The 15,815-nt window shown below is 53.4% G+C and carries 24 protein-coding genes and 1 tRNA gene; all 25 read right to left on the bottom strand.

The window, feature by feature from the left end; all coding sequences use genetic code 11:
• Nucleotides 1–4: 4 nt before the first annotated feature.
• The 25 genes from IBX54_RS03805 to IBX54_RS03685 all read right to left on the bottom strand — a co-directional run bounded on the left by IBX54_RS03805 (nucleotide 5) and on the right by IBX54_RS03685 (nucleotide 15,815).
• Nucleotides 5–81: transfer RNA gene (locus tag IBX54_RS03805), tRNA-Met, on the bottom strand.
• A gap of 21 nt (nucleotides 82–102) precedes the next feature.
• Nucleotides 103–498 (bottom strand): 50S ribosomal protein L17, encoded by a 396-nt coding sequence (rplQ, locus tag IBX54_RS03800; RefSeq protein ID WP_296541331.1) that lies wholly within the window; start codon nucleotides 496–498, stop codon nucleotides 103–105.
• Between the two features lie 70 nt (nucleotides 499–568).
• On the bottom strand, nucleotides 569–1,561 hold the full coding sequence (rpoA, locus tag IBX54_RS03795; RefSeq protein ID WP_296541330.1) for a DNA-directed RNA polymerase subunit alpha: 993 nt from the start codon (nucleotides 1,559–1,561) through the stop codon (nucleotides 569–571).
• A gap of 103 nt (nucleotides 1,562–1,664) precedes the next feature.
• Complete coding sequence (gene rpsD / locus IBX54_RS03790) at nucleotides 1,665–2,288, bottom strand: 30S ribosomal protein S4 (protein ID WP_296541329.1); 624 nt, start codon at nucleotides 2,286–2,288, stop codon at nucleotides 1,665–1,667.
• 82 nt (nucleotides 2,289–2,370) lie between these two features.
• Nucleotides 2,371–2,775 (bottom strand): 30S ribosomal protein S11, encoded by a 405-nt coding sequence (rpsK, locus tag IBX54_RS03785; RefSeq protein ID WP_296541328.1) that lies wholly within the window; start codon nucleotides 2,773–2,775, stop codon nucleotides 2,371–2,373.
• A 19-nt stretch (nucleotides 2,776–2,794) separates the two neighbouring features.
• On the bottom strand, nucleotides 2,795–3,160 hold the full coding sequence (gene rpsM, locus IBX54_RS03780; protein ID WP_296541327.1) for a 30S ribosomal protein S13: 366 nt from the start codon (nucleotides 3,158–3,160) through the stop codon (nucleotides 2,795–2,797).
• Nucleotides 3,161–3,184: 24 nt separating this feature from the next.
• Nucleotides 3,185–3,298: a 50S ribosomal protein L36 gene (gene rpmJ / locus IBX54_RS03775; RefSeq protein ID WP_012348927.1), complete on the bottom strand. Its 114-nt coding sequence runs from the start codon at nucleotides 3,296–3,298 to the stop codon at nucleotides 3,185–3,187.
• Nucleotides 3,299–3,332: 34 nt separating this feature from the next.
• Nucleotides 3,333–3,551 carry a translation initiation factor IF-1 gene (gene infA, locus IBX54_RS03770; protein WP_223907181.1) on the bottom strand — a complete coding sequence of 73 codons (219 nt, stop codon included), beginning with the start codon at nucleotides 3,549–3,551 and terminating at the stop codon, nucleotides 3,333–3,335.
• Between the two features lie 11 nt (nucleotides 3,552–3,562).
• A complete protein-coding gene (gene secY, locus IBX54_RS03765) occupies nucleotides 3,563–4,873 on the bottom strand; it encodes a preprotein translocase subunit SecY (RefSeq protein WP_296541326.1) in 1,311 nt (436 codons plus the stop codon).
• Nucleotides 4,874–4,895: 22 nt separating this feature from the next.
• Entirely contained in the window at nucleotides 4,896–5,327 is a 432-nt protein-coding gene (gene rplO / locus IBX54_RS03760) for a 50S ribosomal protein L15 (RefSeq protein WP_296541334.1), read from the bottom strand.
• A 10-nt stretch (nucleotides 5,328–5,337) separates the two neighbouring features.
• Nucleotides 5,338–5,520, bottom strand: a complete 183-nt coding sequence (gene rpmD, locus IBX54_RS03755) for a 50S ribosomal protein L30 (RefSeq protein WP_296541325.1) — start codon at nucleotides 5,518–5,520, stop codon at nucleotides 5,338–5,340.
• A 14-nt stretch (nucleotides 5,521–5,534) separates the two neighbouring features.
• Entirely contained in the window at nucleotides 5,535–6,059 is a 525-nt protein-coding gene (rpsE, locus tag IBX54_RS03750; protein ID WP_296541324.1) for a 30S ribosomal protein S5, read from the bottom strand.
• 17 nt (nucleotides 6,060–6,076) lie between these two features.
• Entirely contained in the window at nucleotides 6,077–6,442 is a 366-nt protein-coding gene (rplR, locus tag IBX54_RS03745) for a 50S ribosomal protein L18 (protein ID WP_296541323.1), read from the bottom strand.
• An 11-nt stretch (nucleotides 6,443–6,453) separates the two neighbouring features.
• A complete protein-coding gene (gene rplF / locus IBX54_RS03740; RefSeq protein ID WP_296541322.1) occupies nucleotides 6,454–6,987 on the bottom strand; it encodes a 50S ribosomal protein L6 in 534 nt (177 codons plus the stop codon).
• A gap of 26 nt (nucleotides 6,988–7,013) precedes the next feature.
• A complete protein-coding gene (gene rpsH / locus IBX54_RS03735; protein WP_296541321.1) occupies nucleotides 7,014–7,409 on the bottom strand; it encodes a 30S ribosomal protein S8 in 396 nt (131 codons plus the stop codon).
• A gap of 18 nt (nucleotides 7,410–7,427) precedes the next feature.
• Entirely contained in the window at nucleotides 7,428–7,733 is a 306-nt protein-coding gene (rpsN, locus tag IBX54_RS03730) for a 30S ribosomal protein S14 (RefSeq protein WP_296541320.1), read from the bottom strand.
• Nucleotides 7,734–7,741: 8 nt separating this feature from the next.
• Nucleotides 7,742–8,281 carry a 50S ribosomal protein L5 gene (rplE, locus tag IBX54_RS03725; RefSeq protein ID WP_296541319.1) on the bottom strand — a complete coding sequence of 180 codons (540 nt, stop codon included), beginning with the start codon at nucleotides 8,279–8,281 and terminating at the stop codon, nucleotides 7,742–7,744.
• Nucleotides 8,282–8,283: 2 nt separating this feature from the next.
• Nucleotides 8,284–8,604, bottom strand: coding sequence for a 50S ribosomal protein L24 (rplX, locus tag IBX54_RS03720; protein WP_296541318.1), 321 nt, complete (start codon nucleotides 8,602–8,604; stop codon nucleotides 8,284–8,286).
• Nucleotides 8,605–8,613: 9 nt separating this feature from the next.
• On the bottom strand, nucleotides 8,614–8,982 hold the full coding sequence (gene rplN / locus IBX54_RS03715; protein ID WP_296541317.1) for a 50S ribosomal protein L14: 369 nt from the start codon (nucleotides 8,980–8,982) through the stop codon (nucleotides 8,614–8,616).
• 179 nt (nucleotides 8,983–9,161) lie between these two features.
• Nucleotides 9,162–10,775 (bottom strand): glycerol-3-phosphate dehydrogenase/oxidase, encoded by a 1,614-nt coding sequence (locus tag IBX54_RS03710; protein WP_296541316.1) that lies wholly within the window; start codon nucleotides 10,773–10,775, stop codon nucleotides 9,162–9,164.
• Between the two features lie 126 nt (nucleotides 10,776–10,901).
• Nucleotides 10,902–12,635, bottom strand: coding sequence for an ABC transporter substrate-binding protein (locus tag IBX54_RS03705; protein WP_296541315.1), 1,734 nt, complete (start codon nucleotides 12,633–12,635; stop codon nucleotides 10,902–10,904).
• Between the two features lie 86 nt (nucleotides 12,636–12,721).
• Complete coding sequence (locus IBX54_RS03700; RefSeq protein ID WP_296541314.1) at nucleotides 12,722–13,030, bottom strand: DUF2160 domain-containing protein; 309 nt, start codon at nucleotides 13,028–13,030, stop codon at nucleotides 12,722–12,724.
• A 13-nt stretch (nucleotides 13,031–13,043) separates the two neighbouring features.
• Nucleotides 13,044–13,856 carry a carbohydrate ABC transporter permease gene (locus IBX54_RS03695; protein ID WP_296541313.1) on the bottom strand — a complete coding sequence of 271 codons (813 nt, stop codon included), beginning with the start codon at nucleotides 13,854–13,856 and terminating at the stop codon, nucleotides 13,044–13,046.
• Nucleotides 13,849–14,742: a carbohydrate ABC transporter permease gene (locus tag IBX54_RS03690; protein ID WP_296541312.1), complete on the bottom strand. Its 894-nt coding sequence runs from the start codon at nucleotides 14,740–14,742 to the stop codon at nucleotides 13,849–13,851. Before IBX54_RS03690 ends, IBX54_RS03695 begins: the two co-directional genes overlap by 8 nt.
• The gene (locus IBX54_RS03685; protein WP_296541311.1) at nucleotides 14,739–15,815 is read right to left on the bottom strand and encodes an ABC transporter ATP-binding protein; all 1,077 of its coding nucleotides are present in this window, start codon (nucleotides 15,813–15,815) and stop codon (nucleotides 14,739–14,741) included. The genes IBX54_RS03690 and IBX54_RS03685 overlap by 4 nt, the downstream gene beginning before the upstream one ends.

The raw sequence follows: 15,815 nt of genomic DNA, 5'->3' as shown, positions 1-15,815 counted from the left end.
TTATTGGTTGCGCGAGAAGGATTTGAACCTCCGACCTTTGGGTTATGAGCCCAACGAGCTACCAGACTGCTCCATCGCGCGGTAAGTGTGCATTATAGCCGATTAGGCGGCTGTTTCAGCTTCTGGAGAAACGGTTTCCGGGCCCCGATCAACCAATTCAACGAGGCACATGGGCGCGTTGTCACCGACACGGAAACCCATTTTCAGAATCCGCGTGTAACCACCTGGACGGGCGTTGAAACGGGGACCCAACACATTGAACAATTTGACAACCGAGTCGCGATCACGCAGCCGGTCAAAAGCCAGACGCCGGTTAGCCAGCGTTGCCGTCTTGGCCAAGGTAATCATGGGCTCGACCACGCGCCGCAATTCTTTGGCTTTTGGCACAGTGGTTTTGATCACCTCGTGCTCAATCAGCGAATTCATCATGTTACGCAACATCGCCAAACGATGGGAAGAAGTGCGATTTAATTTACGAAGACCAAGGCCGTGACGCATAGTGGATTCCTTTATTTAATTAAAACAGCCGTATCAGGTACTGTTCATGTCACATTGATAATTTATGAGACTATTTTTTCTCAAGAGAAACAGGTGGCCAGCTTTCAAGCTTCATCCCTAAAGTCAAGCCACGGGAAGCCAGAACTTCCTTGATCTCATTGAGGGATTTTCTGCCCAGATTTGGTGTCTTCAACAACTCGTTTTCAGTGCGTTGTATCAAGTCGCCGATGTAATAGATGTTTTCAGCCTTCAGACAGTTCGCAGAGCGGACCGTCAACTCAAGCTCATCCACCGGGCGCAGCAGCACGGGATCGAAGTTGGAACTACCGCCTCGAACCGGTGAAGCAATAATGGAATCAACATCTCCACCTTCGAGCTGGGCGAAAACCGCCATCTGCTCGATCAGAATTTTGGCAGAAGCACGTACTGCATCTTCAGCGGTGAGCGCGCCGTTGGTTTCGATATCAAGAATCAATTTATCCAGATCGGTACGCTGTTCAACCCGAGCACTCTCCACCGTGTAGCTGACGCGCTTGACCGGAGAAAAAGAGGCATCCAGAACAATCCGACCAATCGACTTGGTGGTGTCATCAAGATGACGACGCAAGGTTCCAGGCACATAGCCGCGACCGCGCTCCACCTTGATCTGAACGTCAAGTTTTCCACCGTGGGCCAAATTGGCAATCACATGATCAGGATTGATGATTTCCACGTCGTGCGGTGTCTGGATGTCTCCGGCAGACACAACCCCCTCGGTATCCTTACGCAAGCTCAATGTGACTTCGTCACGGTTGTACAGCTTGAAAACTATGCCTTTGAGGTTGAGCAGGATATTAACAACGTCTTCATGAACTCCATCGATCGAAGAATATTCGTGCAGAACACCGGCAATGGTTACCTCGGTAGGTGCATAGCCCGGCATTGATGAAAGCAAAACCCGGCGCAACGCATTACCCAATGTGTGCCCATAACCTCTTTCAAAAGGTTCTAGTACAACTTTAGCCCTGTTGGTAGATAACTGCTCAACATTGATGGCCTTAGGTTTTAGTAATATATTTTGCATGTATAAATCCTCTGAATACCCGCGGCAATAAACACCGAAAAAGGCTTACGATGCAACTGACGAGCAATAAACCATCGGTTGCAAAAACATAGGCTGATTGCACTTAACGTGAATACAACTCGACAATCAGTGATTCATTCACATCTGCTGCAAATTGATCACGATCAGGGACCAACTTAAATACGCCTTCGGCCTTTTCAACATTCACCTCCACCCATGCAGGCATGCCAACCTGTTGCGCCAACTGCAAGGCCTCGACAACGCGATTTTGCTTGGCTGATTTTTCACGAACAGAAACTACATCACCGGCCTTGACCAGATAGGAAGGAATATTGACCGACTTTGAGTTCACCAGAATGGCTTTGTGAGAAACGAGTTGGCGCGATTCGGCGCGAGTCGAGCCGAACCCCATGCGGTAAACCACGTTGTCGAGACGCGTTTCAAGCAAAGTCAACAAATTGGCACCGGTATTGCCCTTGCGGCGATCAGCTTCTTCGAAATACCGACGAAACTGCTTTTCAAGAACACCGTACATGCGCTTGACTTTTTGTTTTTCACGCAATTGGATGCCAAAATCAGAGGTTCGAGCCCCCGAAGTACGGCCATGTTGACCTGGCTTGGAGTCAAATTTGACTTTGTCGCCGATGGAACGACGAGCGCTCTTGAGAAAAAGATCGGTGCCTTCACGGCGAGAGAGTTTGCCTTTTGGGCCTAAAAAACGTGCCACTTGAATTTCCTTTTGATCAGCTACCGCTCGAAAAAGCGGGAGCCAATGTGCGAACACATTGGCGGTGGGCTTGGTTTATAAATTAAATACGGCGACGCTTTTGCGGCCTGCAACCGTTGTGCGGTACAGGTGTCACATCGGCGATCATATTGATGCGGATACCCAGGGCAGCCAAGGCACGAACCGAAGACTCGCGACCAGGACCGGGGCCTTTGATTTCGACATCAAGATTCTTGATGCCTTGTTCAATCGCAGTACGACCCGCCACTTCAGAAGCCACCTGAGCGGCAAAAGGAGTGGATTTGCGAGAGCCTTTGAAGCCCTGGCCACCGGAGGACGCCCAGGCAAGTGAATTGCCCTGACGATCCGTGATCGTGATGATGGTATTGTTAAAAGAAGCATGAACGTGCGCGATACCGTCGGCAATGTTCTTGCGAACTTTTTTACGTACGCGCTGAGCTGCGTTATTGGCGGGTGCTTTAGCCATAATGTTCTTTCAGTGCCTGTTATTTCTTGAGCGATTGCGCAGCTTTGCGAGGTCCTTTACGCGTACGCGCATTGGTACGCGTGCGCTGACCGCGCAACGGCAAGCCACGACGGTGACGAAAGCCACGATAGCAACCAATATCCATCAAACGCTTGATGTTCATGGTGGTTTCACGGCGCAAATCACCCTCGATGGTGAATTTTGCGACTTCATCACGCACTTTTTCAAGATCAGAATCAGTCAAATCCTTGATCTTTTTTGAGTAGTCGATACCACAAGATTCACAAATCTTGCGAGCGCGACTACGTCCAATACCGAAAATAGCGGTCAAGCCAATTTCAGAGTGCATTTGCGGCGGAATATTAATACCAGCGATACGTGCCATTTTGGTCCTCTATAACTCTTGCAATTAACCCTGACGCTGCTTGTGTCGCGGATCCGTACAGATCACACGAACAACGCCTTTGCGTCGAATAATTTTGCAGTTGCGGCAAATTTTCTTTACCGAAGCCGAAACTTTCATTGCATTCTCCTAAACAATTCTTAAACAGTTAAAACTACTTGGCGCGGAACACAATGCGTGCCCTGCTCAAATCGTAAGGTGTAAGTTCTACCGTGACTTTGTCTCCCGGCAAAATTCTTATGTAGTGCATGCGCATCTTGCCGGAAATATGTCCCAGAACTATGTGTCCATTTTCAAGCTTGACCCTGAAGGTGGCATTAGGCAGATTTTCAACAATCTCGCCCTGCATTTGAATAACGTCGTCTTTAGCCATATTAATTAACCTCAAGTCGCCTTAAAGTTGGCTTTTTTAAGCAAAGACTCATACTGCTGAGACATCAGATAATTTTGTACCTGGGCCATAAAGTCCATGGTCACGACCACAATAATCAGCAGCGACGTGCCACCAAAGTAAAACGGTACGTTGTATTTCAGTATCAGGAATTCCGGCAACAAGCACACAAGGGTAATGTAGATGGCGCCGACAAAGGTCAACCGAAGCAAAATTTTATCTATATATTTGGCTGTGTTGTCACCGGGTCGAATCCCGGGAACGAACGCACCACTCTTCTTCAGGTTATCAGCCGTGTCGCGACTATTGAATACCAGCGCCGTATAAAAGAAGCAGAAGAAAATAATAGCCGCAGCGTAAAGCATCACGTAAATAGGTTGTCCTGGTGTCAAGGAACCAGCAATGTCTTTGAGCCAGCGCATCGACTCTCCTGCACTGAACCAGCCAACCACAGTAGCCGGGAGCAGTATGATGGAAGAGGCAAAAATAGGTGGAATCACACCCGCCATATTCAGCTTGAGCGGGAGATGCGACGATTGGCCGCCGTACACCTTGTTACCCACTTGGCGTCTCGCATAATTCACCAGTATCTTGCGTTGGCCACGCTCGACAAAAACAACAAAATAAGTTACCAAGCCAACCAGCACAACAATCAGAAGAGAAACGATGATACTCATGGCACCCGTACGAACCAATTCCAACAGACCGCCTATGGCACTGGGCAGACCAGCAGCAATACCCGCAAAGATCAGAATCGAGATACCGTTCCCCAGTCCACGCTCGGTGATTTGCTCACCCAACCACATCAAAAACAAAGTACCTGCGGTCAAGGTGACCACGGCAGTCATACGAAAACCAAAACCGGGTGAAATTACCAAACCAGCAGAACTTTCCAAAGCGACGGCAATTCCCAGCGACTGGAACAACGCCAGGCCCAGCGTGCCGTAGCGTGTGTACTGGGTTATCTTGCGCCGGCCTGCTTCGCCTTCTTTCTTAAGCTGCTCAAAAGCAGGCACCACATAACCCATCAACTGCATGATGATCGAGGCCGAGATATACGGCATGATCCCCAAAGCGAATATGGTAAATCTTGACAAGGCACCACCGGAAAACATGTTGAACATGCCCAGGATACCGCCTTGCTGACCCTTGAAAAACTGTTGCAACTGAACCGGGTCGATGCCGGGCACAGGGATATGCGCACCAACGCGGTACACCACGAGAGCGAGCAACAAAAAGATCAGACGACGACGCAAATCGCCGTACTTGTCTGCTTTTGCCGAGAGAGCCGAGCTAGTAGCCACTTACACCAGTCCTGAATTTGAGTTAAGCAAGGCTGCCGCCGGCAGCTTCAATCGCCAATTTGGCGGCTGCCGTGGCACCAACACCATTGAGCTTGAATGCCTTGGTAACTTCGCCCGTCTTGATGATCTTGACCACCTTGGCCAACTCACCCACCAAACCGGCCTGCTTGAGCACGAGCACATCGATATCAGTCACGTCGAGCAAATTCAGTGCAGACAATGTGACTTCAGCGTTGAATTTCAGCGACGCAGACTTGAAGCCTCGCTTGGGAAGACGGCGCTGCATGGGCATTTGACCGCCCTCAAAACCGACCTTGTGATAACCACCAGCGCGCGATTTTTGACCTTTGTGGCCACGACCTGACGTTTTACCAAGGCCTGAACCGATGCCGCGACCGACACGTCGTTTGTAATGTTTTGCGCCGTCAGCCGGCTTTATGCTATTGAGTTCCATCATTTACCTCTTAAAGCACTTTGACCAAATAGCTGATCTTGTTGATCATGCCGCGGACTTCAGGTGTGTCCACCAGTTCGCTGGTGCTGCGAATCTTGCGCAAACCCAAACCGCGAACAGTGGCGCGATGCGACTCTGCACAGCCGATGGGGCTGCGCACGAGTTGCACTGTCACTTTTTTTTGCGTTGTCATTTTGAGGACTCCAATCAGGCAAAAATTTCTTCGATGGTCTTGCCGCGCTTGGCGGCAACAACTGAAGGCGTTGTGGCATTGGACAGCGCATCCAACGTGGCGCGAACCATGTTGTAAGGGTTCGACGAACCGTGGCTCTTGGCCACAATATCGGTAATGCCAACGACCTCAAAAACGGCGCGCATTGGACCGCCAGCGATGATGCCGGTTCCTTTGGGAGCGGGCGCTACCATGACCGAAGCCGCGCCGTGATGACCCATCACCTTGTGGTGAATGGTGCCATTCTTGAGCGACATTTTGGCCATGTTGCGACGTGCTTCTTCCATGGCCTTTTGCACAGCTGCAGGCACTTCTTTCGATTTTCCCTTGCCCATGCCGACAGTGCCATCACCATCACCAACCACGGTCAGCGCAGCGAAACCCAGAATACGACCGCCTTTGACCACTTTCGTGACCCGGTTGATCGCGATCATCTTTTCGCGCAGACCATCCTCAGGCCCTTCAGCCTTACCTTGCATTTTTGCTTGTACTTTAGCCATCTTAATTTCCGATCTGCTTAGAACTGCAAGCCAGCTTCGCGTGCCGCATCAGCCAGCGCTTTCACGCGGCCATGGTACGCAAATCCTGCACGATCAAACGCTACTTTTTCAACACCAATAGCCTTTGCCTTTTCAGCCAAACGCTTACCAATGACCTGGGCAGCAGCAACATTGCCACCTTTACCAGATCCGCCCAATGACTGACGCACTTCGGCTTCTGCCGTTGATGCGGTGGCCAAAACCTTGCTGCCATCGCCAGAAATAACACTGGCGTAAATATGCAGATTGGTACGATTGACCGTCAAACGCGCAACGCCTTGAAGGGCGATACGAATACGGGTTTGACGGGCTCTGCGAAGACGCTGCTCTTTTTTGCTCAACATGTTGCAGATCCTTATTTCTTTTTGGTTTCTTTGATAGCGACTTTTTCGTCGGCATACCGAATGCCCTTGCCTTTGTAAGGCTCAGGCGGTCGAACCGCACGAATTTCAGCTGCGATCTGACCAACGCGCTGGCGGTCAGCACCTTTGATCAAGACTTCTGTCGGGGTGGGGGTTGCAACCGTGATGCCAGCAGGCATGTCAATGTTGACCGGGTGAGAATAACCCACCGTCAAATTGAGCTTGCTACCAGTCGCCTGCGCTTTGTAGCCCACACCAATCAGGCTCAATTTTCTCTCGAAGCCTTTACTGACGCCGACCACCATGTTGTTGACCAACTGGCGCATGGTACCGGCCATCGCATCTGCTTCACGCGTTTCATTGGCAGCAGAGAAACTGAGGTTGCCAGCGTCGCTGGAAATCTTGACCAGCGTGTTTTGCTTCAGGGTCAGCAAGCCGCCGACACCCTTGACACTGACGTTTTGCTCACCAACCGTCACCTCAACCCCAGCAGGGATGGTCACGGGCATTTTTGCTATACGAGACATTTTGTATTTCCTCTCAATGTCACGCTTTAAGCGACGTAGCAAAGTACTTCGCCACCGACACCGGTAGCGCGCGCCTTGCGGTCAGTCATGACACCCTTGGGCGTCGTGACAATTGCCACACCCAGGCCGTTTTGAACTTGCGGAATGGCATCGCTGCCACGGTACACGCGCAGACCAGGGCGGCTGACGCGCTCGATACGCTCAATCACCGGACGACCAGCGTAATACTTCAAGGCGATTTCCAGCTCGGGCTTGCCCTCAGCTGGGTTAACCTTGAATCCATCAATGTAACCCTCGTCCATCAGGACTTGGGCAATCGCGACCTTCACTTTGGAAGAAGGCACACGAACAGAAGTTTTTGCAACCATTTGCGCATTGCGAATGCGGGTCAACAGGTCGGCGATCGGATCACTCATACTCATATCTATTTCTCCTACCGATTACCAGCTGGCCTTGACAATGCCGGGGATTTCACCAGCAAAAGCCATTTCGCGAATCTTTGCACGTGCCAAGCCAAATTGCTGAAACGTACCGCGTGGACGCCCAGTGATGGCGCAGCGGTTACGCTGCCGGGTTGGGTTTGCGTTACGGGGCAGTGCCTGCAGAGCAAGGCGTGCCGCAGCGCGCTCTTCGTCCGTGCGCTTTGCATCCGTAGAAATCGCCTTAAATTCCGCATGTTTTTTTGCGTACTTGGCAACCAGTTTGTCGCGCTTGAGTTCGCGTTGGATTAAAGCCATCTTAGCCACAGATCACCTCAGTTCTTGAAGGGAAAACGGAAACCAGCGAGAAGAGCTTTGCACTCGTCATCATTCTTGGCCGTTGTTGTGATGCTGATGTTGAGACCGCGCAAGGCATCAACCTTGTCGTACTCAATTTCAGGGAAAATGATTTGCTCTTTCACGCCGATGTTGTAGTTGCCCCGGCCGTCGAACGAACGACCCGAGATACCACGGAAGTCACGAACACGGGGCAAAGCCACTGTGACAAAGCGATCGAGGAATTCGTACATCTGGGCACCGCGCAATGTCACCATGCAACCAATGGCTTGATTCTCACGAATCTTGAAACCGGCAATGGCTTTTTTCGACATCGTCACGACAGGTTTTTGACCGGCGATTTTTGCCATGTCTTCAACAGCATGATCCATGACCTTCTTGTCAGCCACCGCTTCGCTCACACCCATGTTGAGCGTGATTTTGGTCAGGCGCGGCACTTGCATGGGCGATTTGTAGCCAAATTTGGCAATCAATTCGGGTGCCAGTTTTTCACGATAGAGTTGTTGCAAACGAGCCATTTTCATGCCACCTTGATTTCTTCGCCGCTGGACTTGTAAACGCGAACGCGCTTGCCATCAGCCTGCAATTTGATGCCCACGCGATCAGCCTTGCCGCTTGCTGCATTAAAAATTGCAACATTGGACTGGTGAATAGCCATGGTTTTTTCAACAATGCCGCCAGCCTCACCCTTCATCGGGTTGGGTTTGGCGTGCTTCTTGACGATGTTGACACCCTCAACAATCAGGTGAGAATCATCTTTGCGTAACGTGACCTTGCCACGCTTACCTTTGTCGCGCCCAGTGAGCACGATGACATCGTCGCCTTTGCGAATCTTGTTCATGTGACGTCCTTACAAAACTTCAGGTGCCAAAGACACGATCTTCATGAACTTTTCAGTACGCAACTCACGCGTCACTGGTCCAAAGATGCGGGTGCCAATCGGCTCGAGCTTGGCATTGAGCAGCACGGCTGCGTTGCCATCAAACTTGACCAATGAGCCATCACCGCGGCGAATGCCCTTGGCAGTGCGAACCACCACAGCGCTGTAAACGTCGCCTTTTTTGACGCGTCCGCGGGGTGCCGCTTCTTTGATGCTTACTTTGATAATGTCGCCTACGCTGGCGTAGCGACGCTTGGATCCGCCCAGCACCTTAATGCACAGAACGGACTTGGCGCCGGTGTTATCGGCGACTTCGAGTCGAGATTCGGTTTGGATCATTTGTTTAATTCCCAACTTGCATTAAAAGCAAACTCGCACAATGCGAATCTGGTTTCAATCAGTCTTGGGCCCGTCACACGCAACATGAACCACTCATGTTGTTAGGTTGGGGCAGACACTTCGGTTTAACGCGAAGCCTCGTATTATGTACTGAAAACAGGGCCCACACAAGAACTTTTTCAGGATAACAGCAAATAATTGGCTGCCAGCGACCGAAATTCCTGAACTTTTGGCTCTTTTTGGGTTTCCTCGCGCAATATTTCACCCACACGGTCGGCAAGCTCAAGGGCAAGACGCGCATCCAGAAACAGCAGGCGTGATCGCCTGGCCAACACATCCTCCACCGTCAAGGCATATTCATAGCGCGCAGCAAATCGCACCATGGCAATGGTCAGGCCAGGGCACAGCTCCTCTGTGGCACCTGGCAGTGTCTGGATAAAGGCCTGTTCCGAACCATAAGAGTGCCAACCTGGCGCATCGCTCAGAGGCCTCACCGAGGTCGAGGCGGACGGCGCATCAGCGCCCACCAAGCGCAGGTTTTTTGTGGTGCTCTTTTGGGTCGGGGCAATCAATTGGTGCTCGACACACTTAGCAAGCACGTCCTCAGCCATGGCGCGGTAGGTTGTCCACTTGCCGCCTGTAACGGTCACCATCCCGCTGCGGCTGATCAAAATCGTGTGTTCCCGGCTCAGGCCCTTGGTGCTGCCGCCCTCATCCTGCGGAGGTTTGACCAGAGGCCGCAGTCCCACCCAAATGCTTTTGACATCTGCGCGCGTGGGGGCGCGGCGCAGGAATTTGGCAGATTCGCTGAGAATAAATTCAATTTCTTCTTCGAAAGCCATTGGCTCGCGCGCCAGATCATGACGCGGTGTATCGGTCGTACCCAGTATGACTTTTCCGAGCCAGGGCACAGCAAACAGCACGCGCCCATCGGCGGTCTTGGGCACCATCATGGCCACATCTGCATCCAGAAAGTCACGCTCCACCACCATATGCACACCTTGGCTAGGTGCCACCATGGGCTGCGTGGCACGACCGTGCTCACCAGGCACAGCCAAACCGTCTTTTTGCCTCAATTCATCCACCCAAACCCCGGTGGCATTGACGACACACGGGCTCTGGAGCTGATACCGCGTTCCCGTCAGTTGATCTTCGCAGATCAAACCGGAGACTTTGCCGTTGTCATAGGTGAGTCCGGTGGCACGGCAATAGTTGACCATCAGCGCCCCATGACTGGCCGCCGTGCGCGCCAGCACAATGGCCAGACGCGCATCATTGAATTGACCATCCCAATATTTCACCCCGCCTTGCAACCCCTGAGCTCGCAACGTGGGCAAATACCCCAGAGTCTCCCTGCATCCCAAAAGCTCTGTTTTGCCCAAGCCGGCGCGCCCCGCCAGCAGGTCGTACATTTTCAAACCCGCGCCGTAGAACCCGGCCTCCCACCAGCGATAGGTGGGCATCACAAACGGCAACGGCTGCGCCAGATAAGGCGCGTTATTCAACAACAGCGTGCGCTCATGCAGGGCTTCCCGCACCAGAGAAATATTGCCTTGCGCCAGGTAACGCACACCGCCATGCACCAGCTTGGTCGATCGCGACGAGGTGCCCTTGGCAAAGTCGTGCGATTCAACCAAAACAACCTGCAAGCCACGCGCCGCAGCGTCAAGCGCGACCCCCAAACCTGTCGCGCCACCTCCCACAACGACGAGGTCGTAGCGACTTGATTGATCCAGTCTTGCCATCACGTCAGCGCGATTTGTCGCCAGGGGGCTTTTGTTTTCTGTTTTCATAGCTATGTTGATATCGCTTAAATTGCTTCACCCTGCGAAAGACAGCTTCGTCCTTGAAAAAGAATGGCCGTGTGGCTGCTTGCGCACACGGCCATTCGTCAGCACATGGCAGTCAAATAATGCGGTTCAGCGAACTTTGCCGTTTTTCCACGCGCTCAGTAGCGTGTCATATGCGATGGTCTCGCCCTTTGGTTTTTCGTTCGCCAATTTCTTCCAGGGTGCGCCCGTGTCGCTCAGGTACTTGTTCGGGTCGCCTTTGGGGTTGAGCTTGGGCGGGCAATTGGCCATACCGGCGCGCTCCAGGCGGGCCATGACCTTGTCCATTTCATCGGCCAGGTTGTCCATGGCTTGCTGTGGCGTCTTCTCGCCGGTCACAGCCACAGCCACGTTTTTCCACCACAGTTGTGCCAGCTTCGGATAATCAGGCACATTGGTGCCGGTGGGTGTCCAGGCCACGCGCGCCGGGCTGCGGTAAAACTCCACCAGACCGCCCAACTTGGGTGCCATGTCGGTCATCGCCTGGCTTTGAATGTCTGACTCGCGAATCGGGGTCAGGCCGACAAGGGTCTTCTTGAGTGACACCGTTTTTGCCGTGACAAACTGGGCGTAAAGCCAGGCTGCAGCGGTCTTGTTGGCATCGTGATTCTTGAAGAAGGTCCAGGAGCCCACGTCCTGGTAGCCGTTTTGCATCCCTTGTTTCCAATAGGGGCCGTTCGGGCCGGGTGCCATGCGCCACTTGGGTGTGCCGTCAGCATTGACCACTGGCAAACCGGGTTTGATCATGTCCGCAGTAAAGGCGGTGTACCAGAAGATTTGTTGTGCAATTTGACCTTGCGCAGGCACCGGCCCAGACTCGCCAAACGTCATGCCCGTGGCTTCCTTGGGTGCGTACTTTTTCATCCAGTCCACGTACTTGGTCAGCGCATAGACGGCCGCTGGCGAATTGGTGGCGCCGCCACGTGACACCGAGGCGCCCACTGGCGTGCACTTGTCAGCTGCCACACGGATGCCCCACTCATCAACCGGCATGCCGTTCGGGATGCCAATGTCTGCGGTGCCGGCCATCGACAGCCAGGCATCGGTAAAGCGCCAGCCCAGCGATGGGTCTTTTTTGCCATAGTCCATGTGGCCGTAAATCGGCTTGCCATCGATGGTTTTGACATCCTCGCTGAAGAAGGCGGCAATGTCTTCATAAGCGCTCCAGTTCAGTGGCACGCCCAGGTCGTAACCGTATTTGGCCTTGAATTTTTCCTTCAGGTCAGCTCGCGCAAACAGGTCCGCACGAAACCAGTACAAATTGGCAAACTGCTGATCCGGCAACTGGTACATCTTGCCATCGGGCGCGGTCGTGAAGCTGGTGCCGATGTAGTCCTTCAGGTCAATACCGGGATTGGTGAAGTCTTTGCCGGTGCCAGTCATGTAATCGGTCAGATTCATGACTTTGCCATAGCGATAGTGTGTGCCAATCAGGTCGGAGTCTGAAATCCAGCCGTCGTAAATCGACTTGCCAGACTGCATGGATGTCTGCAGTTTCTCAACAACATCACCTTCCTGAATCAGGTCATGCGTGACCTTGATGCCGGTGATCTCAGTGAATGCCTTGGCCAATGTCTTGGATTCGTATTCGTGAGTGGTGATGGTCTCGGAGACCACCGCAATTTCGTTCACACCCTTGGCTTTGAGCTTGGCCGCGGCATCGATAAACCACTTCATTTCAGCGGCTTGCTTGTCTTTTGACAGGGTGGATGGCTGAAACTCGGCATCGATCCATTTTTTGGCTGCAGCCTCGTCCGCCCATCCCTGGCTTGCCATGGCACTGCATGCCAATGCCACCGCCACAGCGCTATAACGCAATTTCATGTTCAATCTCCTCAGATGTGTACGCCCCTGACGTGAAGGCTGTTTCGGCTCCAGGGACAAAAAGCCGATCCTCGATCCCATATTTGTCAGCCTTTTCGCATGATCAGCGCCAGCGCGCCCATGGAAATCACGAAGCTGATCCAGATGGACGGCTCTGCCTCCAGACTCAGCCAGTCCATCAGTCGGCCACTGAGGCCGACAAAAATCAAATTGATGTAAGCGGCACTCAAGAGCCCAATAAACAGCCGGTCGCCGCGGGTGGTGGCGATGGGCAAAAAGCCGCGTCGCATCACCGTGGGCGACTTGATCTCCCACAGCGTCATGCCAAACAGCATCAGCGCAATGCAACTGAAGAAAACGGCGACAGGTGTCGTCCAGGCCATCCATTCGAACATTGAAGTCTCCTAATCAAACCCGACCCATCGCAAACCCTTTGGCGATGTAGTTGCGTACAAACCAGATCACGATCGCACCCGGCACAATGGTCAGCACACCAGCCGCGGCCAGCGTGGCCCAGTCCATGCCCGAGGCCGATACCGTGCGCGTCATGATGGCCACGATCGGCTTGGCGTTGACACTGGTCAGGGTGCGCGCCAGCAGCAGCTCGACCCAGCTGAACATGAAACAAAAGAACGCCGCCACACCGACGCCGGCCTTGATCAAGGGCAAGAAAATCTTGACAAAAAATACCGGGAACGAATAGCCGTCGATGTAGGCGGTTTCATCAATTTCACGCGGAATGCCGCTCATGAAGCCCTCCATGATCCAAACCGCCAAGGGCACGTTGAACAGCAGGTGCGCCAGGGCCACCGCCAGGTGGGTGTCCATCAGGCCAACCGTGGAGTAGAGCTGAAAGAACGGCAGCAAAAACACGGCAGGCGGCGTCATGCGATTGGTCAGCAACCAGAAGAACACATGCTTGTCACCGAGAAAGCTGTAGCGCGAGAACGCATAAGCGGCAGGCAGTGCCACCGTGATCGAGATCAGCGTGTTGATGCCAACATAAATCAGGCTGTTGATGTAGCCCGAATACCATGACGGGTCGGTCAGGATGGTTTTGTAATTGGCCCAGGTGAAGTGCTGCGGAAAGAGCGAAAAGCTGGCCAGAATTTCTTCGTTCGTCTTGAACGACATGTTGATCATCCAGTACACCGGCAGCAAGGCAAACACAATGTAGGCCACCATGAACAGGTTGCGTTTTTGAAAGCCCGACTTATTCATGAGCACCCTCCTTGGCCTGGGTGCCGACGCGCTGCATCCAGTTGTACAAAATAAAACACAGCAGCAAGATGATCAAAAAGTAGATCAACGAGAATGCCGCCGCCGGCCCAATGTCAAACTGCCCCACCGCTTTGATCGTCAAGTATTGCGACAAAAAGGTGGTGGAGTTGCCCGGACCGCCGCCGGTGAGCACAAAGGGTTCGGTGTAAATCATGAAACTGTCCATAAAGCGCAGCAGCACGGCAATCATCAGCACGCCGCGCATCTTGGGCAACTGCACGTAGCGAAACACAGCAAATTTGCTGGCACCGTCAATGCTCGCGGCCTGGTAATAGGCATCGGGAATGGAGCGCAGCCCCGCGTAGCCCAACAAACCAACCAAGGGGGTCCAGTGCCAGACATCCATCAGCAACACGGTCAGCCAGGCGTGCGTTGCGTTGCCGGTATAGCTGTATTCAATGCCCAACCCTTGCAGCGCCGCGCCCATCAAACCAATGTCAGTGCGGCCAAAAATCTGCCAGATGGTGCCGACCACGTTCCACGGAATCAGCAACGACAGCGACACAATGACGAGCACGGCCGAGGCCTTCCAGCCTTGTGCTGGCATCGACAGTGCCAGCAAAATGCCCAGCGGCAGCTCGATGGCCAACACCGACAGTGAAAAAGTCATCTGCCGCAACAAGGCGCTGTGCAACTCTTCATCGCGCATCATCGCCGCAAACCATTCGGTCCCGACAAACACCCGCCGCTCGGGCGAAATGATGTCTTGCACCGAATAATTGACCACGGTCATCAGCGGCACAATGGCCGAGAAGGCCACACAAATCAAGACCGGCAAAATTAGCAACCAGGCCTTCTGGTTGACTGGCTTGGTGGTGGTGCTCATGCCACGATCTCCTCATTTTTATAGATGCAACTGTGTTCACCCAGCACCTGCAACCAGACAGTTTCACCAAGCTTGAAGTGCGCAACATCCGACGACAGGCGTGCTTTCACGATTTGCCCGTCGCAACGGGCGCTCAGCATCACGTGGGTGCCGACATCTTGCACTTGCACCACCGTCATCGGCAGCGCCCCAGGTGTGTTGGGTTCAACCCACGAAACATATTCCGGGCGCATGCCCAATTTGACAGGTCCCGGCGGCGGCGACTGCCCGGTCAGCCAGGGCAAGGTCACGCCGGCCACCTCAAACCCATGGGGCTGCGCTTGCCCGGCCAAAAAGTTCATGCCCGGCGAGCCAATGAAGTGGCCCACAAAGGTGTGACTTGGGCGCTCAAACAATTCGGCGGCTGAGCCAACCTGCACGGCACGTCCGCGAGTCATCACCACCACCTGATCGGCAAAGGTCAGCGCCTCTACCTGGTCATGGGTGACATAGATCATGGTCAGTTTGAGCTCGTGGTGAATTTGTTTGATCTTGCGGCGCAACTGCCATTTCAGATGCGGATCAATCACCGTCAGCGGCTCATCAAACAAGACCGCTGACACATCGGGACGAACCAGGCCGCGACCCAGCGAAATCTTTTGCTTTTGATCCGCCGACAAATTGGCAGCCAATTGGTTCAACTGACCGCTCATCTCCAGAATCTCGGCGATTTCACCCACACGCTTGTTGATTTTCGCGACTGGAACTTTCCGATTGCGCAGTGGGAAACCCAGATTCTCGGCCACGGTCATGGTGTCGTAAATCACCGGGAACTGAAACACCTGCGCAATGTTGCGGGCCTGTGGCGATGCGCGCGTCACATCAACGCCATCAAAGCGCACGCTGCCCTGCGACGGTGCCAGCAAGCCCGAGATGATGTTGAGCAAGGTGGTTTTGCCGCAGCCTGACGGCCCCAGCAGCGCGTAGGCGCCGCCATCTTCGAACGTCATCTTGAGCGGTAGCAGCGCGTAATCGCTGTCCTGCCGCGGATTGGGCGCGTAGGCATGCGCCAGGTCAAGTTCAATGCGTGCCAT

Source organism: Rhodoferax sp. (assembly GCF_014859475.1).
Taxonomy (GTDB): domain Bacteria; phylum Pseudomonadota; class Gammaproteobacteria; order Burkholderiales; family Burkholderiaceae_C; genus Rhodoferax.
Note: the sequence above shows the minus strand (reverse complement) of the source record. Positions and strands in the feature narration are given on the sequence as shown.